The organism is Faecalibacillus sp. TM498 (assembly GCF_020589955.1).
GTDB classification, from domain to species: Bacteria; Bacillota_I; Bacilli_A; order Erysipelotrichales; family Coprobacillaceae; genus Faecalibacillus; species Faecalibacillus intestinalis.
On sequence record NZ_JAJDKB010000046.1, the window covers coordinates 1 to 18,398 of the forward strand.

At 28.4% G+C, this 18,398-nt stretch carries 20 protein-coding genes and 1 other annotated feature; of the genes, 14 read left to right on the forward strand and 6 right to left on the reverse strand.

Translation table 11 applies throughout. The features are described 5' to 3' along the window. Positions 1-79 precede the first annotated feature (79 nt). Both LJD32_RS11905 and LJD32_RS15525 read right to left on the reverse strand, forming a co-directional pair. Positions 80-718, reverse strand: a complete 639-nt coding sequence (locus LJD32_RS11905; protein WP_147579686.1) for a DUF1287 domain-containing protein — start codon at positions 716-718, stop codon at positions 80-82. Beyond that, positions 718-1,383: a tetratricopeptide repeat protein gene (locus LJD32_RS15525; RefSeq protein ID WP_234697824.1), complete on the reverse strand. Its 666-nt coding sequence runs from the start codon at positions 1,381-1,383 to the stop codon at positions 718-720. Before LJD32_RS15525 ends, LJD32_RS11905 begins: the two co-directional genes overlap by 1 nt. A gap of 88 nt (positions 1,384-1,471) precedes the next feature. Here LJD32_RS15525 and LJD32_RS11915 point away from each other — a divergent pair, with 88 nt between their 5' ends. Together LJD32_RS11915 and LJD32_RS11920 are read left to right on the forward strand one after the other, a co-directional pair. Continuing rightward, on the forward strand, positions 1,472-2,305 hold the full coding sequence (locus LJD32_RS11915; protein WP_119362900.1) for a hypothetical protein: 834 nt from the start codon (positions 1,472-1,474) through the stop codon (positions 2,303-2,305). Further along, positions 2,298-2,753 carry a hypothetical protein gene (locus LJD32_RS11920; RefSeq protein WP_032091698.1) on the forward strand — a complete coding sequence of 152 codons (456 nt, stop codon included), beginning with the start codon at positions 2,298-2,300 and terminating at the stop codon, positions 2,751-2,753. The genes LJD32_RS11915 and LJD32_RS11920 overlap by 8 nt, the downstream gene beginning before the upstream one ends. Before the next feature lie 4 nt (positions 2,754-2,757). Here the strand turns inward: LJD32_RS11920 and sspI are convergent, their stop codons facing one another. Next, on the reverse strand, positions 2,758-2,952 hold the full coding sequence (sspI, locus tag LJD32_RS11925; RefSeq protein ID WP_022001886.1) for a small acid-soluble spore protein SspI: 195 nt from the start codon (positions 2,950-2,952) through the stop codon (positions 2,758-2,760). A gap of 46 nt (positions 2,953-2,998) precedes the next feature. On the opposite strand from sspI, the gene LJD32_RS11930 reads away from it, so the two are divergent. From LJD32_RS11930 to LJD32_RS11940, 3 genes are read left to right on the forward strand one after another with little or no spacing between them, the layout of a single operon-like run. Beyond that, a complete protein-coding gene (locus tag LJD32_RS11930) occupies positions 2,999-3,667 on the forward strand; it encodes a M48 family metallopeptidase (protein ID WP_147579683.1) in 669 nt (222 codons plus the stop codon). Further along, entirely contained in the window at positions 3,664-4,380 is a 717-nt protein-coding gene (locus LJD32_RS11935; protein WP_227392497.1) for a TrmH family RNA methyltransferase, read from the forward strand. Before LJD32_RS11930 ends, LJD32_RS11935 begins: the two co-directional genes overlap by 4 nt. Before the next feature lie 2 nt (positions 4,381-4,382). After that, the gene (locus LJD32_RS11940) at positions 4,383-5,162 is read left to right on the forward strand and encodes an HAD family hydrolase (protein ID WP_175302050.1); all 780 of its coding nucleotides are present in this window, start codon (positions 4,383-4,385) and stop codon (positions 5,160-5,162) included. 61 nt (positions 5,163-5,223) lie between these two features. On the opposite strand, the gene LJD32_RS11945 is transcribed toward LJD32_RS11940, so the two are convergent. After that, on the reverse strand, positions 5,224-5,898 hold the full coding sequence (locus tag LJD32_RS11945; RefSeq protein WP_175302047.1) for a hypothetical protein: 675 nt from the start codon (positions 5,896-5,898) through the stop codon (positions 5,224-5,226). Between the two features lie 279 nt (positions 5,899-6,177). Between LJD32_RS11945 and LJD32_RS11950 the strand changes: the two genes are divergently transcribed. The 7 genes from LJD32_RS11950 to LJD32_RS11980 are packed head-to-tail and all read left to right on the forward strand — an operon-like array spanning position 6,178 to position 11,790. Beyond that, positions 6,178-7,263: an SIS domain-containing protein gene (locus tag LJD32_RS11950; protein ID WP_117347335.1), complete on the forward strand. Its 1,086-nt coding sequence runs from the start codon at positions 6,178-6,180 to the stop codon at positions 7,261-7,263. Positions 7,264-7,272: 9 nt separating this feature from the next. Next, complete coding sequence (locus LJD32_RS11955) at positions 7,273-7,710, forward strand: PTS sugar transporter subunit IIA (RefSeq protein WP_227392498.1); 438 nt, start codon at positions 7,273-7,275, stop codon at positions 7,708-7,710. 14 nt (positions 7,711-7,724) lie between these two features. Beyond that, the gene (locus LJD32_RS11960; RefSeq protein ID WP_117347333.1) at positions 7,725-8,213 is read left to right on the forward strand and encodes a PTS sugar transporter subunit IIB; all 489 of its coding nucleotides are present in this window, start codon (positions 7,725-7,727) and stop codon (positions 8,211-8,213) included. Positions 8,214-8,227: 14 nt separating this feature from the next. Next, positions 8,228-9,013: a PTS mannose/fructose/sorbose/N-acetylgalactosamine transporter subunit IIC gene (locus LJD32_RS11965; RefSeq protein ID WP_227359894.1), complete on the forward strand. Its 786-nt coding sequence runs from the start codon at positions 8,228-8,230 to the stop codon at positions 9,011-9,013. Next, positions 9,013-9,852: a PTS system mannose/fructose/sorbose family transporter subunit IID gene (locus LJD32_RS11970; protein WP_227392499.1), complete on the forward strand. Its 840-nt coding sequence runs from the start codon at positions 9,013-9,015 to the stop codon at positions 9,850-9,852. Before LJD32_RS11965 ends, LJD32_RS11970 begins: the two co-directional genes overlap by 1 nt. After that, entirely contained in the window at positions 9,852-10,958 is a 1,107-nt protein-coding gene (locus LJD32_RS11975) for an SIS domain-containing protein (RefSeq protein WP_199588559.1), read from the forward strand. The genes LJD32_RS11970 and LJD32_RS11975 overlap by 1 nt, the downstream gene beginning before the upstream one ends. 37 nt (positions 10,959-10,995) lie before the next feature. Then, positions 10,996-11,790, forward strand: a complete 795-nt coding sequence (locus tag LJD32_RS11980; protein ID WP_175302049.1) for an HAD family hydrolase — start codon at positions 10,996-10,998, stop codon at positions 11,788-11,790. A 613-nt stretch (positions 11,791-12,403) separates the two neighbouring features. Here LJD32_RS11980 and LJD32_RS11985 read toward each other — a convergent pair. Then, positions 12,404-13,129 (reverse strand): GntR family transcriptional regulator, encoded by a 726-nt coding sequence (locus tag LJD32_RS11985; protein WP_175302048.1) that lies wholly within the window; start codon positions 13,127-13,129, stop codon positions 12,404-12,406. A 148-nt stretch (positions 13,130-13,277) separates the two neighbouring features. After that, positions 13,278-13,472 (forward strand) — a binding site (T-box leader). A 35-nt stretch (positions 13,473-13,507) separates the two neighbouring features. Here LJD32_RS11985 and pheS point away from each other — a divergent pair. Both pheS and pheT read left to right on the forward strand, forming a co-directional pair. Next, positions 13,508-14,545, forward strand: a complete 1,038-nt coding sequence (pheS, locus tag LJD32_RS11990) for a phenylalanine--tRNA ligase subunit alpha (protein WP_119362903.1) — start codon at positions 13,508-13,510, stop codon at positions 14,543-14,545. 4 nt (positions 14,546-14,549) lie between these two features. Beyond that, positions 14,550-16,940, forward strand: coding sequence for a phenylalanine--tRNA ligase subunit beta (gene pheT, locus LJD32_RS11995; protein ID WP_227392500.1), 2,391 nt, complete (start codon positions 14,550-14,552; stop codon positions 16,938-16,940). Between the two features lie 43 nt (positions 16,941-16,983). Here the strand turns inward: pheT and LJD32_RS12000 are convergent, their stop codons facing one another. Beyond that, positions 16,984-17,913 carry a hypothetical protein gene (locus LJD32_RS12000; protein WP_227392501.1) on the reverse strand — a complete coding sequence of 310 codons (930 nt, stop codon included), beginning with the start codon at positions 17,911-17,913 and terminating at the stop codon, positions 16,984-16,986. Positions 17,914-18,398: the final 485 nt, after the last annotated feature.

Sequence of the window (18,398 nt, forward strand, 5' to 3'; positions counted from 1 at the left end):
TTGAACAATTGATGAAAGAATTAAAACCAATTGCTGATGCTGTTGGTAAAGAAATATAAAAGTACCACTATTGGTGGTACTAAGAAATACGATAATGACCAATAATGTCATTTCTTTTTTCTAAAATATCTTCTTCATAATAAAGTTGATGAGGATAAGCATGGTGAATCACGAAAGTGATTCCCTTTTTATTTCGATAATTAGAAACAATACCAATATGTTTTTTAAAGATAACAATATCGCCACCTTGCCACTTATCTAAATCATAAATATCGAGAGTCAAAGATAGGGCGTGTCTTTTAAAATAAACATTTAAATTTCTTACTCGTCGAAAATCAATATTTTTATCTGGATGTTCAACTTGATAACTTTGAGGATTTTCTCTAATATCTTGATCTACAAGAATTTGTAGATCATAACCTGTATTCAATAAGCCAAAAGCGACAACATCACTACATACTCCATAATGGTCTGTTGGGTAACCACCTTGATAATACTTACTTTTGTATTGAGGTTTTGTTTCAATATATTTTCTAACGTTTTGTACAATATCACTTTGATCGTCAATACCATCATGATCTTGATCATTTATGCTTTTATAAGTTTGAATACCAAAATCATCATTTGTATATTTTGGATGAGGTAAAAGATTATTTTGATAAAAAATGTAAGTAAGAATCAAAATGATCGGTATGAAAATAAGAAAGAACTTCTTCATTATTTACCACAACATTTTTTATATTTTTTACCACTTCCACAAGGACAAGGATCATTACGCCCCACTTTGATGACTTTTGTTGGTTTTTTCTTACCAAAATCATTTTGCTGCTTTTCAATTTGAGCATATTGTAAAGCAAGTTCTTCTTCATTTATTGCTTTAAAAAGCTCAATGACATGATGAATAATATTTTCTGTTTCAATATTATATTCGATAGATAGAGGTAAATGTTTTTGAATCATATTTTTTAATTCTTGTAAGTTATTTTGTTTATAAAGACACGAAAAATAAGCATCCATAATTTCATAATCATAAGGGTAACGTTCAAGTAATTCTTGAAAATATGAAATTCCTTGATCATTATCTTGATAAAAATAAGATAAAGCTAAGTTTTTATAAAAAGGGCAAAGATATTTATCATCTTTAAAATAATTCATAAAGTCTTGATGAAATTCTATACTTTCTTGGTATTTCTTTTCTTGAATAAAAAGTTGACTTAATTGATTGAATTTTTCTTGAAGATGATAATTAAATCCAAAGAGTTGACCAAGTTCCAATAAACTTGGTTGATTTTCAAGATAAGCTTTAAATTCATTCCATAACTGGTAAAGCTCATTTAAATGATTTGTATTTTCTATTTCTTTTAATAATATTTCTTTTTCCATGAGAAATCCTCCTTTTTTAAATCATATCATATTATGTCATATTTGGTAAAAACAAAACTATTGTGTATAATAGTTGTGGTGAGAAAATATGGATCAAAAACATAAATCAAATTTAATTATTACATGTTTATGCCTGATAATCGTTTTTGTTTCTTTACTAACAATGTATGATAATTTTTCTTTTCATACATATAATACAAAAACGTATTATGATTATTTTTTATCATTAAATCATCAAGGCTTTACTTTACAGGATTATGAGCTTTATAAAGATCAATCAAATTATCATTGTGGAGATGGGACACTTGTTTTAGGAAAAATCGATTCTCTTGTAGACGGACAAGATATTGATGTCATAATTCAAATAAATAGAAAACAACATATTGATTATTCTTTAAAATATTTAGAGGGTGGAAGTTATTCTTTAGAAAATAAGGAAGATTTAAAAAATATAAAAGAAATCAAAAATGTTCAGTTAATCATCAAAGATGATAACCAAAAGATGGTTTATCAACATACTTTAAAATTAAAACAAGTTGAAAAATTAGCATGTTCTTCAAAAACATTTAAAGTAGAAAATGCATGTGTCAGTGATGATTTTATGAGGCTTGGGTATTTAACGTCTACAGATGAAGATTTATTGAAGAAATATCCAAATATTTCATTAGAATATCGTTATTTAAAAAGTAATAAATTAAATGATAAAAATGATAAGAATTATGTTGTATTTAAAAAAATAAATGGAAAGACTAAAGAAATTGTTAATCAAAAAATCTATCAAACATATAATCATGATTTAAATCAAGGATCTTTAAAAAAGAAAAAATTAAGTGTTGTTATTATTTTATCAAAAGATCAAAGTCAAAAAAGTTATGTTTTCAAATTAAACTTTTCAAAGGAAAATGGTGGTTTGTATGAATAAAGAAAGATACTTAAAATTAAAAAAAGATTTTATTGTTTTATATCTTGCAAGAAATGGAATCATGACTTTTTTAATTACACTTTTTACATTTAGTTTGGATTTATCAAATTATTATCAAATATCCTTTCCAGCAACAATACCATACATCTTTTTTAATAATATTTTTACATTAATGTATTTTTGCTTATTATGGATTTTTAATTATTTGCTTTTTGAATTGTTTAAAATCATTAATGATTGGTATGATGAAAATCATCATCAAACATTAAAATTTATGTATCATGAACATAATTATTCAATCTCATGGATGATGTATGTAATCATGGCTATTTTACTTGTTATTATACAAATTGTTCAATTGCCAACATTATTTCATATAGATGCTTATTTGATGTTTGGATTTATGATTTTACGTTCACTGAAACAAATATATAAAAATAGACTCTAAGAGTCTATTTTAATAAATGACTAAGACTGTCAAGTAATTCATCTTTTGAGCTTAAAGAATTATAATAAGTTTCAAAAAGAACACCAAGCCCTGGTAAGACGGTTTCTTCTTTAGAAGCAATACCACTTTCAATAATCTCTTTAAGTTCACTACTTGAACAAGCATGTAGTCTTTGAAATATAGCTTGTCGAATATCCATTTTATCACTCCTTAAAAAGAGTGACCCAAAAAGGAGAAAAATATACATGGTAGAAACTAAAATAATTATTTTAGATCAACAAGAAATTGTTTATAAAATTCATTATAAAAGAATTAAGAATTGTTATTTAAGAGTAGAAAAAGGAGAAGTGGTAATTCGTTGTTCACCGCTGTTTCCTCAAAGTGAAATAGAAAAATTGATTAGAAATCATCAAGAAGAAATACTTGAACAAATAAAAGGATATGTTCCTAAATATAACTATCAAGAAGATGGTTATGTTTATTTGTTTAATCAAAAATATCAAATTATTTTAAAAGATATGAATATCAAAAAATGTGCCATTCATGATCGTCAAATCTATGTTTATTCAAAAAATATCCAAGCAACCATTGAAATGTTTTTAAAACAAGAATTGATGAATTATTTAAAAGAAAGAATAGATTTTTATTTAAGTACGAGCTTTCATCATGCTTTTCCTGAAATTCAAATTAAGAAAATGAAAAGAAGATGGGGTGCTTGTTTTTATCAAAAAAATAGAGTGTGCTTTAATTTAGTATTAGCACATATTGATTATGCTTTAATTGATTATGTTATTGTTCATGAACTTTGTCATTTTCTTGAAGCAAATCATTCAAAAGCATTCTATCATGAAATAGAAAAAAGAATGCCAGATTATAAAGAAAGAGAAAGATTATTAAAGGATGTGGGTATATGATTACGTCAATGCAAAATAAAACGGTTAAAGAATTATTAAAATTAAAACAAAAGAAATATCGAAAAGATTATTATTTAGTAGAAACAAATCATTTAGTAGAGGAAGCAATCAAAGCTAAACAAACAGATTTGATTATTTCAACTGAACCAGTTGATTTAGGTGTAGAAAATTTAGTAGTATCTAAAGAAATTATGGAAAAACTTGCTTTTACTAAAACACCTCAACCTATTATGGCAAGATGTTTTATTCAAAAAGATAAGAAATTAGTTGATGGAAAAAGATATTTGATTTTAGATTATCTACAAGATCCTGGAAATATTGGAACACTTATTCGTACAGCACTTGCTTTTGGCATAGATCAAGTGATTTTATCTAATGAATGTGTGGATCTTTATAATGATAAATTACTGCGATCAATGCAAGGAGCACACTTCCATCTTTCTTGTCTTTATGGGGATTTAAAAGAAATTATTCCTGCTTTAAAAGAAAAAAGTGTCTGTGTTGTAGGCAGTGCTTTAGAAAATGGAAGACCTATTCATGAAATTAAAAAACAAGAAAAGATGGCCTATGTTTTAGGAAATGAAGGGAATGGGATGGAAAAAGAGATTATCGACATTTGTGATCAAATTGCCTATATTCCAATTACAACCATTGAATCATTAAATGTGGCTGTGGCAGGAAGTATTATGATGTATCATTTTCAAGGAGAATAGGTATGGATAAGATATTATTTTTTGACATTGACGGGACACTAGGACAACATGGTGTTATTACAGAATCAAATTTAAAAGCACTGCATTTATTAAAAGAAAAAGGATATAAGACGTTTATTTGTACGGGAAGAGCTCCATTTTATGCCAAACGTTTATTTGGTGATCTTGTTAGTGGAATTATTAGTTGTAATGGACGTTATATTCTTTATGAAGGAAAGAAGCTTTATAGTAGAGCTTTTACCAAGAAACAATTAGATTATTATGTACATAAACTTGATCAAGGAAAACTAGGGGCGATGTTTGTTAGTGATGATAAAGCTTTAAAATATCATTTAGATCAAAAACAAGAAGTTGATTTAGAAAAGGAATATGGTATTGAACATCTTGTGGATTCTTTAGAAGGAGATTTTTATACGTTTGATATGTTTTATCAAAGTCAAGAACATTATCAAACAATGGTTGAAATCTTTAAAGAAGATTTAATTATTAATGATCATGGCGGAATGGGTTCTTGTGATTGTTCAACAATTGAATTTGATAAAGGTAGTGCGATTGCCTATCTATTAGATTATTTCCATATTGATAAGGATAATGCTTATGCATTTGGCGATGGTTATAATGATCAAGCGATGTTTAGAGAAGTAGGACATGGCATTGCGATGGGTAATGCAGTAGATGTTTTAAAAGAAAAGGCAACTTATATTACCGATAATTTTGATCAAGAGGGTATTTTAAAAGCACTTTATCATGAAAAAGTGCTTAATGAAAAAGATAATTATTAATTAATAAATCCAGAAGTTTTTTTCTTCTGGATTTACTGTTTATAGGATTCTTTTGATTAAATTAACTTTTCTTTTTTCGTAAAACAATTGTTCCTGAAACAACAATAACACTTATAATAAGTAGTGAAGTATAAAGGGTAATATTTGTATTATCACCTGTTTTTACAGCCTTGGATTGTGTGTTTTTAGTAGTGACTTTTGTTTCTTTTTTTACTGTTTCAGTTGTTTTTGGCTTTTCTGTTTCTACTGGAGATGGTGTTTTTGAAATCTCTACAGGAATATATGCAGATTTAGAGGTATAGATTTCTGTTTCATCTAGACAAAAATTAAACCACATTTCAATTTGTTTGATTTTTGTCCAATCGAGTGGGTCATTAGAACCGATTAATGTTTTTACATTTTTTAAATCATCATTTTTGAAAGTAATTGTACCGTTTCCGTTTTCGTCAAGATCAATTTTGGGTTCTACATAAATTCCACCTAAAGATGCTGAATCATCCCAAACATACATTTCCGATAATTTAATTGTTGTGTTCTTTTTTGATTGAACATTTAAAACAATATCATTTTCTCCAGTCCATTTATCCATAACTAAAGTAATAGAAGGCTTATCTTTCTCTGAAATTACAGTATTTCCTTCTGGTTGATGTGTTTTTTCTGCATAAACAACTGTAGATAAAAGTGTAGTTAAGGATAATGCAAGTAATGCTTCTAAAACTAATTTTCTTTTATTCATATTCTTCTCCTTTTCAATGAAACTTATCCTCAATAACAATACTAAATGATTATTTTTTTAGATAAAATTATCTGTTTAATGTATTGTACTTTTTTATCTGAGAGTCAATATTTATTAGTGAAAAGTAAATATTAATGATAAAATTTGTAAGCGCTTTTTGAATGAAAATATCAATAAAAAGTATATTCTATGATAAATAATTATTAATTTAATAAAAAGCATTGACATATGTATATATGTATAATAAAATGTATATACAAATAAGAAAGGGGAAACGGAATGAAAAGAGATTACGGAGATATGTATCAATACATATTAGAATCAAAAAAAGCGGTTAGAAATATTATTTCTAACCATGAAGAAATCTTTCATGATGCTATTGAATACTTTTTTAATGGCAACTATGAACAAATTTATGTGATAGGATCTGGTACATCTTATCATGCTGCATTAGCTGCAAAAAATTTAATGGAAAAAGTATTACAAATGAAAGTATTTGCTTCATATCCTATTGTATTTAAAGATGAAAGAATTTTCAACAAAAATACTTTAGTTATGGGACTTTCACATGCGGGAATGTCGGCATCAACAATTGCGGGGTTGGATAAAGCAAAGGCAAATGGTTTTGGAACAATTGCGATGACTGCTGAAAAAGGAAGACCGGTTGAACATCATGGTGATGTAAAACTATATGTTGATATCGGGGAAGAAAAAGCAGGCCCAAAAACAAAAGGGTATATTGGATCAATTGTAACATTTATGATTTTTGCTTTAAAGGTTGCGTTAAGGCAAGAAAAAATCACACAAGATGAATTTGATGATTATTTAAGAAGAATGCAAGCAAGTGCGGATGCAATTCCAGATATTGCTGAAGCTACGTCAAAATGGTATTTACAAAATAGAAATGATTTAATGAAATGCCGTCGTTTATATGTCATTGGTTATGATAATTGTTTAGCGGATATGATGGAAGGAACATTAAAAATTTGTGAAGCAGTGCGATATAGTGTTCAAGGTTTTGAGTTAGAAGAGTTTATGCATGGTATTTATCATTGTATTGATGAAGATACTTATATGTTATATGTATGCTCAAAGGGTCAATATTATGATCGTATTCTAAGATTGAAAAGATATTTTGAAGAAGAAAGACATAGTCACAATTTCTTGATTACACATGAAAACACAAATAATTCAAAGGATTTAGTTTTTCCGTTTACAGATGATCAAGAATTTGCTGTATTGCAATACATTGTTCCAATGCAAGTACTAGCTAGAAAACTTTCATTAGATTTAGGGATTGATTGTAATATACCAAGTGATCCACAATTTCATTTTAAAATGAATAGTTATTTAAAAGAAGGATAGGTGAATTAAATGGCAAACATTATTTTGTTTTCGCATGGACAACTGGCAACAGGATTAGCAGATTCTTGTAAACTTATTATTGGAGAAAATCATTTTAAAGTTTTAAATATTTTATTGGATCAAAATATTCAAGAAATTAAAAATAACTTAGATGTAATGATTCAATCGTTTGATGATAATCAACCAGTTATTGTTGTTACTGATATTCCTGGAGGAAGTACAACACAAACAGCTATTCAAAGAATTTCAGATAACAAGTTGCCTTATGTTGTAACTGGCATGAATTTAGGATTAGTAATGAGTTTATCTTTTTTATCACTTTCACAAGATGATGAAGATAATAAAAATAAAATTAGAGATGCGATTGAAGAATCACAAAAGGGAATCTATTTAGTTAATGATGTTATAAGTTGTAATGATGAATTATCAGACGATGATGATTTATAAAAGGGGGATAAAAAATGATAGAAGTATTAAGAGTAGATGATAGGTTATTACATGGACAAGTTGCTGTATCTTGGACACGCCATTATAAGGTGGATGTTATTTTAGTAGCTAATAATCATTTAATTACTGATAAAGATATGCAAGTTGCATTTAGATTAGCTACACCATCAGGAGTAACACTTTCAATGAAATCTTTACAAGGAGCGGTTAATGTTATTAATAATCCAAAACATGCAATGCGTAAAATTATGGTCATTACTAAAGATTTGAATGATGCAAAATTTGTGTGTGAACAAACTAATGGAGCAATTAAAGATATTTTATTAGGTGGACTTAGAAATGGAGAGGGTAAAAAACAAATAGATATGAATTCATATATGAGTAAAAATGATATTCATGTTATGGATGAACTTGAAAAAGAAGGATATCATGTTTTTATGCAATCTGTTCCTACTTCCCAAAAATTAAGTACAGAAGAAATTAAAGATAAATTTAATAAATAGAAAGGGGAATAATAATGAGTATAGTTCATGCTTTACTACTTGGTTTGTTAGGTGGTATTGGAATATGGGATAGTAGAATTGGCGGTATGTGGATGTTAGATCGTCCATTAGTATTAGGTCCAATTGTAGGTTTGATTTTAGGTGATTTTAAAACAGGGATTATTGTTGGCGGTTCGTTAGAATTAATTATGATGGGAATTGTTGGAATTGGTTCTGCTACACCACCTGATACAGTTTCTGGTGCAATTTTGGCAACAGCATTTGCAATTGTATCTAAGTTAGATGTCTCAGCAGCGGTTGCTTTAGCTTTACCGATTGCTACATTAGGACAATTGGTGGGTATTTTTATAAGAACTGCTAATGGTTATTTTGTACATATGGCAGATAAAGCTGCTGAAAATGCGGATTTTTCTGGAATTGATAAAGCTTTATGGGGAGGCGCAATTTTATTTTTTGTAAGTTATTTCTTATTAGTATTTTTAGGCGCATTTTTAGGATCTTCAGTTATTGGTGCATTTGTTAAAATGATTCCTCAATTTGTCACAGATGGGTTAAATGCAGCAAGTGGTATGTTACCAGCTTTAGGTATTGCAATTTTAATGCAATTATTATTTGATAAGAAAAATGTGGCATTTTTCTTTATTGGATGGGCGATGACAGCATTATTCTCTGTTAATACAGTGGGAGCAGCTGTTGTTGGAACTGCAATAGCTTATACAATTTATCAATATACAATCTCTAATAAGAATCATAACAATTCTGTTGATATGATCTCTGATGATTTAGGAGGAGAATTATAATGGAAAATAAAGAACTCGAAACTCAAGATACGGTTATGACACCAGATGTATATAGAAAAACATTTTGGCGAACATTTCCTTTGCAAGCATGTTTTTGTTTTGAACGTATGCAAAATGTTGGTTTTGCTTACATGATGATTCCAGCATTAAAAAAGTTATATAAGAATAAAAAAGATATTTCAGATGCTTTAAAAAGACATTTAGCTATTTTTAATACGACTCCTGCAGTTGTCAGTTTTATTGCTGGTGCGGCAATTGCCATGGAAGAAAAATTTAAAAAAGCTAAAGATAAAGGCGAAGAAGTTGATGAGGAATCAATTAATGCTGTAAAAGCTGCTTTGATGGGTCCGCTTGCTGGAATTGGTGATTCTTTTTTCTGGGGAACATTTAGAATTATTGGTGCAGGTATTGGGACAAGTCTAGCTGCTAAAGGAAGCATTTTAGGAGCTATCTTATTCTTATTGATTTATAATGTTCCACATTTGATTGTTCGTTATTTTGGATTGAAAATTGGTTATAAAAGTGGAGTTGGATTTTTAGCAAGTATGAATGAAGGTGGTATGGTTGCAGTATTAACTGAAGTTGCTAAAATACTTGGTCTTATTGTAGTTGGATCTATGTGTGCTTCCATGGTTGCAATTACAACACCATTTGTATTTAAACTAAATGGAACAAAAATTGTTTTACAAGATATTTTTGATGGTATTATTAAAGGTTTCTTACCATTAGGATTTACATTTATTATTTATGCATTATTAGAAAAAGGAATGAAAAGTACTACATTATTATGGGGAATCTTAATCCTTGGTATTGTATTATCTTTCTTTGGTATTTTATAATGAAAACAAATATGTATGATTATATATGTGAAACACCGGATGTTCTAACATATATTATTAATAATAGAAAAGAAATAGTTCAAGAATTTGTAAATGAATATAAGGATAAAAAGATTGATCAAATCTATGTGATTGGTTCTGGAACATCATATCATGCTGGATTATCTGCAAAAAATTATTTAGAAGAAATCTTAAATATAAAAGTTTTTTGTATGTATCCTACACAATTTTCTAGAAGTGAAAAAGTATTTAATAAAAATACATTAGTCATTGGTATGTCACAAGGTGGACAAAGTTTATCGACAGTTGAGGGATTAGATGCAGCTTCAAAACGAGGCTTGATGACAGCATCTGTTTCAGAAAATCCTACTGCTTTGATTTTTGAACATGCACAAACTCAAACAAGAATTGAAGTTGGAAATGAAAAATGCGGTGCAAAAACTAAAGGATATGCTGGAACAACCGTAACGTTGATGATGATGCTAAGTGAACTTGCTATTATTAAAGGAATTTTAAAAGAAGAAAAATTCAAACTCTATAAAGAAAGAATGTTTAATGTAATTCATAATATGCCATTAGTTGTAGATGCAGCTACAAAATGGTATGGAAGAATCAAAGATGAGTTCTTACCGGCAAAAAGAATTATCGTTGTAGGATATGATGGTAATTATGCAGATGTTTTAGAAGGTGCTTTAAAAGTTTTAGAAACTGTGCGCCAAGGTGTAACAGGATATGATATTGAAGAATTTTTCCATGGAATTTACAATTCTATTACAGAAAGTGCACATATCTTTTATCTTGCTTCTAAAGGTGATTATAAACCACGTACTTTGAAACTTATAGAAATATTAAAAGAATGGACACCTCATAATTATTTGATTGCATCACCAGAAGAGATTGAAAACCAAAATAAAAATGATTGCATTGTTGAATTTGTTGAAGATCCATTATTTTCTCCTTGGGAATACATTATTCCAATGCAAGTTTTAGCTTGTTTAGCACCACAAGATTTGGGAATTAATCCAGATATTCCAAAAGATCCACAATTTCATGCACGAATTGGAAGTAAAAAACTTGACGGATTAAGAGACCAATATAAGAAATAACGCGAATTAAAAGAAAAATGTATAAATAGAGGTTAAAATGAAGTTACTAGCAACAGATATGGATGGAACATTTCTAAGAGATGATAAATCCTATAGTGAAGAATTTAATGATTTATATAAACAAATGTTAAAACAAGATATACAATTTGTCATTGCATCAGGTAATCAATATGAAGCACTAGCCTGTAAATTTGATGAAGAAATCAAAAATGATCTTTATTATCTTTGTGAAAATGGTACAAAGATAGTTTATCAAGGGAAAACACTTTATAAAAAAGCTTTAGAAAAACAAGATGCTCAAGAAGTTCTAGATATTTTAAAAGAAGATCAAGAATGTATGCTTGTTGTTTCTGGAGATAAACATGCTTATATTTCTAAAAATTTTGAAAATAAAAAAGACTTTATTTCATTATTTATGAAAAATGTTCAATTTGTAGAAAGCTATGATGATATTGAAGATGATATCTTAAAATTCTCTATTGCTAGTTTTGATGATCAAATGGAACAAAGAATTGAAAAAATTCAAAAGCAATTAAAACCACATCTTAAATTAGTAACAACAGGTAATGTATGGTTTGATATCTTTTACAAAGATGTTAATAAAGGAACAACATTAACGCAGCTTTTAGAAATCTTAAATATTAAACCAGAAGAAGCAGGAGCCTTTGGCGATCAAATGAATGATTATGAAATGTTACAAACAGTAAAATATGGTTATGCGATGGCTAATGCCATGCCACCTGTTAAAGAGGTTGCTTATCAAGTTATTGATAGTAATGAAAATGATGGTGTTATTTTAAAGATAAAAGAAATTTTAAAAGGAAAGTGTTAAAATAACTTTTGAAACATTCATAACGCACATAAAAAAGGTGTGAGAGATGATAAAAAATCATCATTGTTTAAAATATCAAAGATGATATCAAAAGAAGCAACAGAGTAAGGACCATGTCTTCAATCAAGACAGCGTGGGTAGAATTACAGGAAGGATATTTGAGTCTTAATACCCTGATGGTGTGATTTCAATCAAAGATATCGATATGGCGGTCATAGTAGGCATGAATGATTAAACCATTGGAATGACAGTTTGGGCATTAAAGATGATTAAAATTCAAAAAAACGATTTTATCATATTGAATTTGAGAAATATACTTGATTTTGTTTGAAAGTTTTATTATTATCATCGTGTTCTTATGGACTGGATAAACATCTCGCCTGCCAAAGTTAGATGTTTATCCATTTTTCTTTCTATAAATTTTTTGACCTTAAGAGTATGATAAATGATTTATGGAAATAACAAAATAGACATCAAGAAAATACCCCCAAAAAATTAACAGCCAAAAGTAAAATCCAGGAGCTGATACTACCCCTGGATTATTTATAGCTTGAGAAATCCCCGCAGTTTTTTAATTACACATAAAAATAATCCATTAAATGAGAATTGTTATTTAATTATCTTTAAAGATTGTTTTTAATGAATATGTGTATTGATCTCCTCGATAATAGGTAGAAATATATTCGAAAGGAGTTCCATCTGATAAAAAAGTAACATGTTGACTTTTAAAAAGAGCTATATTGTCAACCTTTAATAACTCTTTTTGTTTTTTTGTTGGCATAACAGCTGAATATTGTGCATCAATACCTTGAATTTGATACCCAAGCTTCTTTATATATTTGTAAAGAGAGTTTTCTAAGACCTGGATGTCTAGAGATGGAATGATATGCGTTGATAGATAAGTATAACTAATTGCTATTGGAATATTATCACCGGTTCTAAGACGTACAAAATAGTGGATAAAGTCTTCATCTGATAGTTTTAAAGCATCTCTTACATGAGGAACTTCTTTGCCTTTAACAAGTTTATATCCAATTAGTTTTGCTCCGGGTACTTTGCCAGTCGAAATCATATCTTCTGTAAAACTTCCAGTAGATCCAAGCTGTAAATTTTTTATTGTTCGATAATCTTTCACAAATGAGCCTTTTCCAGCAATTCTTTCAACGAGACGTTTTTCACATAACATCATAATAGCTTTATTAACAGTCATTCTAGACGCATTATACATTTCACATAGATTTTTTTCTGTTGGAATTTGATCACCAGGCTTTAATTCGTTGTTTTTGATTTGTGATTCTAAATCACTCATTATTTTTATATATTTTGGATTCTTTGACATTTTTTTACCTCTTACATATCGATTATACCATATTTATAAATGTATATACAATTATTATGTAGGCGATTTCAGAAATATGAAAAAATATGAAAATATGCTTTTAAAAGAGACTTGTTTTGTTAGGAAAATTTGATATAATAGTGGGGTATATAAATCGTTGATATGGATTAGTAAATAAAGGATGCTGTTTTAGAGAGGGAGAAGTGCTGGAAACTCCTACAGATAATTTATTGAATTCACCATGGAGAGCACCTAATCAGTGACGTGAGACTGCGTTAATGTTTAATTAAGAGCATGTTTTAAACATGAATTAGGATGGTACCGCGATCAACTCGTTCCTATTGGAATGAGTTTTTTTATGTTTAGGGAGGAAATAAAGTGGAAAATGAATTATTAAAAATTAAAGATGAAGCTTTAGAAAAAATTGAAGCTTGTACATCTTTAAAAGAATTAAATGATATTCGTGTGCTTTATTTAGGAAAAAAAGGTCCTATTCAAGAAGCAATGAAATCTATGAAGAATATGGATCCAGATCAAAGAAAAACATTTGGTCAAACAAGTAATAAAGTTAAACAAGAATTATCAAAAGCTGTTGAAGATAAAAAAGAAGTTTTAGAACATCAAGCAATTATTGATAAAATCAATAGTGAAACGATTGATTTATCATTACCTAGTTATAAATTAGATCAAGGAACAATGCATCCTTTATCAATTATTGTTTCTCAATTAGAAGAACTCTTTTTAGGAATGGGATATCAAATTGCTGAAGGTCCAGAAGTAGAAAGTGATTACTTCAACTTTGAATTAATGAACTTACCAAAAGGACATCCTGCCAGAGATATGCAAGATACTTTCTATATTGATGAAAATACTTTAATGAGAACACATACTTCTCCAGTACAAGCCCATACCTTACTTGCAGCAAAAGGTAAAGGACCTATTAAAGTTATTTGTCCTGGTAAAACATATCGTAGAGATGATGATGATGCAACTCACTCACATCAATTTATGCAATGTGAAGGTTTAGTTGTTGATAAAAATATTACTTTAGCAGATTTAAAAGGAACATTAGAAGTTTTCGCAAGAAAATTCTTTGGGGAAAAACGTGAAATTAGATTACGTCCATCTTACTTCCCATTTACTGAACCATCAGTAGAAGTGGATATTTCATGTCATCATTGCGGTGGTAAAGGATGTGCTATGTGTAAAGGAACTGGATGGATTGAAATTTTAGGTGCTGGTATGGTCAACCCTAAAGTTTTAGATATGTGTGGTTTTGATAGTAAAGTATATCAAGGTTTTGCATTTGGAATTGGAATCGAACGTGTGGCTATGTTGAAATACGGTATTGATAATATTCGTGATTTCTACAATGATGATTTAAGATTCTTAAACCAATTCCAAAGAGAGGAGTAAGAAAATGGAAGTCAGTTTAAATTTATTAAATAAATATGTTAAAATAGATGATCAAGATCCAAAAGAACTTGCTGATAAGATTACTTCAATTGGTTTAGAAGTAGAAGGAATGCATTCATTAGCTAATGGAAGTAACATGACAATTGGTTATGTTAAAGAATGTGTTGATCATCCAGATAGTGATCATTTGCATGTATGTCAAGTAGAAGTAAGACCTGGGGAAGTGACTCAAATTGTTTGTGGAGCACCAAATGTAGCTGCTGGACAAAAAGTTATTGTTGCTAATCCTGGATGTGATTTAGGAGAAGGTTTTGTTATTAAACAAAGTACGATTCGTGGTCAAGAATCAAATGGTATGATTTGTTCAATTGCTGAACTTGGTTTAGATCAACGTTTATTATCTCCTGAAGATAAAGAAGGAATTCATGTTTTAGATGAAAATGCTCCTGTAGGTGCAGATCCTCTAGAATATTTAGGATTAAAAGATACAATTTTAGATATTGGATTAACACCAAATAGAGCAGATTGTATGGCTTTAACTTCACTTGCTTATGAAGTGGCTGCTGTTTTAAAAAGAGACGTCAACTTACCAGAAATCAAGGAAAAAGGTCTTCCTGGAAGCAATATTGAAGTCAAAGTAGAAACTGAATTATGTCCATTCTTTGGGGCTAAACTTGTAAAAGGTGTCACTACAAAAGAATCACCTGCTTGGTTAAAAACAGCTTTACTTGCTTCAGGAATTAAACCAATTAATAATATTGTTGATATTTCTAACTATGTCATGTTAGAAACAGGTCAACCAATTCATATGTATGATTATGATAAATTAACAAAAAAAGAATTTGTTGTAAAAACTGGATTTGATGAAAAAGCAATCTTATTAGATGGTGAAGAATATAAACTTGAACCTAATGATATCATTGTTTCAACAGACAATGGTGTTGGATGCGTAGCTGGTGTCATGGGAGCTGATAGTACTAAGATTGATGAAAATACACAAAATATCGTCATCGAAGTGGCTACTTTTGATGGACCAAGTTTAAGAGAAACAGCAAGACGTTTAAATTTATTAACAGATGCTTCTCAACATTATATTAAAGGGGCTTTAAATACTGCTAATTCTTTAAATATTTTAGAAAGATGTGCTAATTTATTAGAAGAACTTGCTGATGCTAAAGAAATCTATGAAACTGTTTCAACAACTCTTTATATTGAAGATAAATATGTTTCAGTTTCAACTCAACAAGTTAATGGATTACTTGGAACAAACATTCAAACAAATGAAATCGCAGAAATCTTTAATTCATTAAAATTCAAATATGAATTAAAAGAAGATACATTTAATGTTAAAATTCCAACTTATCGTAATGATATTACGATGGCAGCTGATTTAATTGAAGAAGTTGTGCGTATGTATGGTTTTGATAACATTCCATCAACTTTACCAGAAATGTCTATGACAATTGGAAAAAGAACAGAAATTCAAGAAAAGAAACATATGATGAAAGTCTTATTAAAAGACTTGGGATTACATGAAACATTAACTTATTCATTAACATCACCATCACTTGTTCATGATTTCAATATTTTCCATGATCAAGAACCAGTTAAACTTGCAATGCCATTAGGTGAAGAAAGATCAGTGACAAGACAATCAATTATTGGTTCATTGTTACAAGTTATTAATTATAACCAATCAAGAAATATGAAAGATGTTCATTTATATGAATTATCAACAACATATTCAAAAGGTGTTGAATTACAAAACCTTGCGATTGCATGTACTGGTGAATACCATGGGTTATCATTTAAACAAATTTCATACAAAGCAGATTATTATTTAGTTAAAGGATTTGTAGAAACAATCTTTGAAAGATTAGGAATCAATGAATCACGTTATCGTTTAGAACGTGTTGAAAGTGATAACCAATCATTCCACCCTGGACGTAGTGCTTATATTAAAGTACAAAATGAAGTGGTTGGGGTCGTTGGACAAGTTCATCCACTAATGGAAAAGAAATATGATGTGAAAGATGTTTATGTAGTTGAATTAAACTTATCTGCATTATTAAATATCAAAACAGGTAAAGTAAAGTATCAACCAATTCCACAATATCCATCAGTTTCAAGAGATATTGCTTTAGTAATGGATGAATCTGTTCCAGCAAATGATGTTTGTCAAAAAATCATTAAATCAAGTAATAAACTTGTTAAAACAACAAACATCTTTGATGTTTATGTTGGAGAACATGTAGAAGCTGGTAAAAAATCAGTAGCTATTAATTTAACTTTCCAAGATGATAAGAAAACATTAAAAGAACAAGAAATTAATGAAGCTATGGAAAAAATCTTAAAAGCTGTTGAAAAAGATTTTGGAGCAGTACTTAGAGGATAATCAAAAGAGGTGTCGAACACACACCTCTTTTTTTATGGAAAAGTTAAAAGAAAAGTTTTCTAATTTGACGATAATATTGTCTACCAACATTAAGATCACTTGGTGTTGAAGAAAATGTCATAGTATAACGTGAATCATTAAAAAAAGTAGTTGTTGGATGTTTACCTGTATGATTTAAAATAATTCCATAACGACTTAAAGTATCAATAGATTTCTTTGAAAGACCTTCATTGACTAATAAGTTAAAAATATCTGTTAAATATCTATTTCGATTACCAACAGGAGGATTTTGTTCAAGAATTGTATGAATGATTTGTTGTTGTTTTTGATTATGATTATTTTTAAGTTCTTCTTTTAAAAGATAAAGAAGAAGATCTCTTTGTTCACCTTTGTAAAATTCTTTTTCATTTCCTTTTAATATTAAAGGATAATATCCTTGTTGTTTAATATAACTTCCTAATTCTTTATTTTGATTTTCTAAAATCAATATTTGATTATTTAAATCATCAATATTTTTTTGTAAATTCTTTTTCTTATCTTCTAAAGCTAAGACTTGTTGTTCAATAGAAGAGTTTTCGAGAAAATCATTTTCTTTATGATTTTCAATTATTTTTTTAATAATATGATGTTGAAAATCTTTCATATTATAAGGAAATGAATATGTACGTTGTAAAACATAACTTTGAATTTTTATTTTTACTTTCTCAATAAATTCTTGAGGAGATTCTTTTTTTAAAAAAGAAATTTTTTGAAATTCATGATTTAAATAAAGAATATAACTATTATTTCTTAAATGAAAATGTTTTTGAAATGCTTGATGAAAATTTTCATCTTCGCTTGTAAGAATATAAGCTGTTGATTGAATTTCAGTTAGAATCTCATTTTTAAAATCTTTTAAAGATATATTTAAATAAATAACAGGAAGAATTGTTTTATTTTCTATAAATTCAATGACTTGATTTAAATCATTCATATTTTTGATATTTGGTTGAATATATGAAAAATGATTATTGTTTAAAAAATGATATTTATTAAGATATGTTATTAAATCGATAAATTGATTATTACGTTTATTAATAGAAAGATATATATTTTGTTTTGCTTCGTTAAAAATATATTCATAATCATTATTTTGATATTGAATACAAAAAGCAATAGCTGATTCATCATGATAAATTGTGCAATTCTCTAAATGAATGATTAATGAATCTAATATAAATTCATCTAAATAAAATAAATCTTGAATTATTTTTGTGAATTGAACAAAAATAGGAGCGCAATCCCCTTCCTCTAAGCGAAGCGTAGGGAGGGGTCTAGCTCCTTTTATAGTTTTTATAAGAGATGTTGTCTTAGACGTGCAGCTGTGATATATTATAAGTATAAAAGACGTTCAGTCGTACTTAATTTTAGAAAGGATATTGCTATGGAACTTGATACTAATAATCATTCAGTGTTCAT

Bases quoted from the DNA above. Each gene is read 5' to 3' on its own strand.
- LJD32_RS11905 (WP_147579686.1), bottom strand. From the start codon at position 718: ATGAAGAAGTTCTTTCTTATTTTCATACCGATCATTTTGATTCTTACT.
- LJD32_RS11935 (WP_227392497.1), top strand. From the start codon at position 3,664: ATGATTACGTCAATGCAAAATAAAACGGTTAAAGAATTATTAAAATTA.
- LJD32_RS11940 (WP_175302050.1), top strand. From the start codon at position 4,383: ATGGATAAGATATTATTTTTTGACATTGACGGGACACTAGGACAACAT.
- LJD32_RS11975 (WP_199588559.1), top strand. From the start codon at position 9,852: ATGAAAACAAATATGTATGATTATATATGTGAAACACCGGATGTTCTA.
- LJD32_RS15525 (WP_234697824.1), bottom strand. From the start codon at position 1,383: ATGGAAAAAGAAATATTATTAAAAGAAATAGAAAATACAAATCATTTA.
- LJD32_RS11950 (WP_117347335.1), top strand. From the start codon at position 6,178: ATGAAAAGAGATTACGGAGATATGTATCAATACATATTAGAATCAAAA.
- LJD32_RS11955 (WP_227392498.1), top strand. From the start codon at position 7,273: ATGGCAAACATTATTTTGTTTTCGCATGGACAACTGGCAACAGGATTA.
- LJD32_RS11960 (WP_117347333.1), top strand. From the start codon at position 7,725: ATGATAGAAGTATTAAGAGTAGATGATAGGTTATTACATGGACAAGTT.
- LJD32_RS11920 (WP_032091698.1), top strand. From the start codon at position 2,298: ATGAATAAAGAAAGATACTTAAAATTAAAAAAAGATTTTATTGTTTTA.
- sspI (WP_022001886.1), bottom strand. From the start codon at position 2,952: ATGGATATTCGACAAGCTATATTTCAAAGACTACATGCTTGTTCAAGT.
- LJD32_RS11915 (WP_119362900.1), top strand. From the start codon at position 1,472: ATGGATCAAAAACATAAATCAAATTTAATTATTACATGTTTATGCCTG.
- LJD32_RS11985 (WP_175302048.1), bottom strand. From the start codon at position 13,129: ATGTCAAAGAATCCAAAATATATAAAAATAATGAGTGATTTAGAATCA.
- LJD32_RS11945 (WP_175302047.1), bottom strand. From the start codon at position 5,898: ATGAATAAAAGAAAATTAGTTTTAGAAGCATTACTTGCATTATCCTTA.
- LJD32_RS11965 (WP_227359894.1), top strand. From the start codon at position 8,228: ATGAGTATAGTTCATGCTTTACTACTTGGTTTGTTAGGTGGTATTGGA.
- LJD32_RS11980 (WP_175302049.1), top strand. From the start codon at position 10,996: ATGAAGTTACTAGCAACAGATATGGATGGAACATTTCTAAGAGATGAT.
- LJD32_RS11970 (WP_227392499.1), top strand. From the start codon at position 9,013: ATGGAAAATAAAGAACTCGAAACTCAAGATACGGTTATGACACCAGAT.
- LJD32_RS12000 (WP_227392501.1), bottom strand. From the start codon at position 17,913: ATGAATGATTTAAATCAAGTCATTGAATTTATAGAAAATAAAACAATT.
- pheT (WP_227392500.1), top strand. From the start codon at position 14,550: ATGGAAGTCAGTTTAAATTTATTAAATAAATATGTTAAAATAGATGAT.
- LJD32_RS11930 (WP_147579683.1), top strand. From the start codon at position 2,999: ATGGTAGAAACTAAAATAATTATTTTAGATCAACAAGAAATTGTTTAT.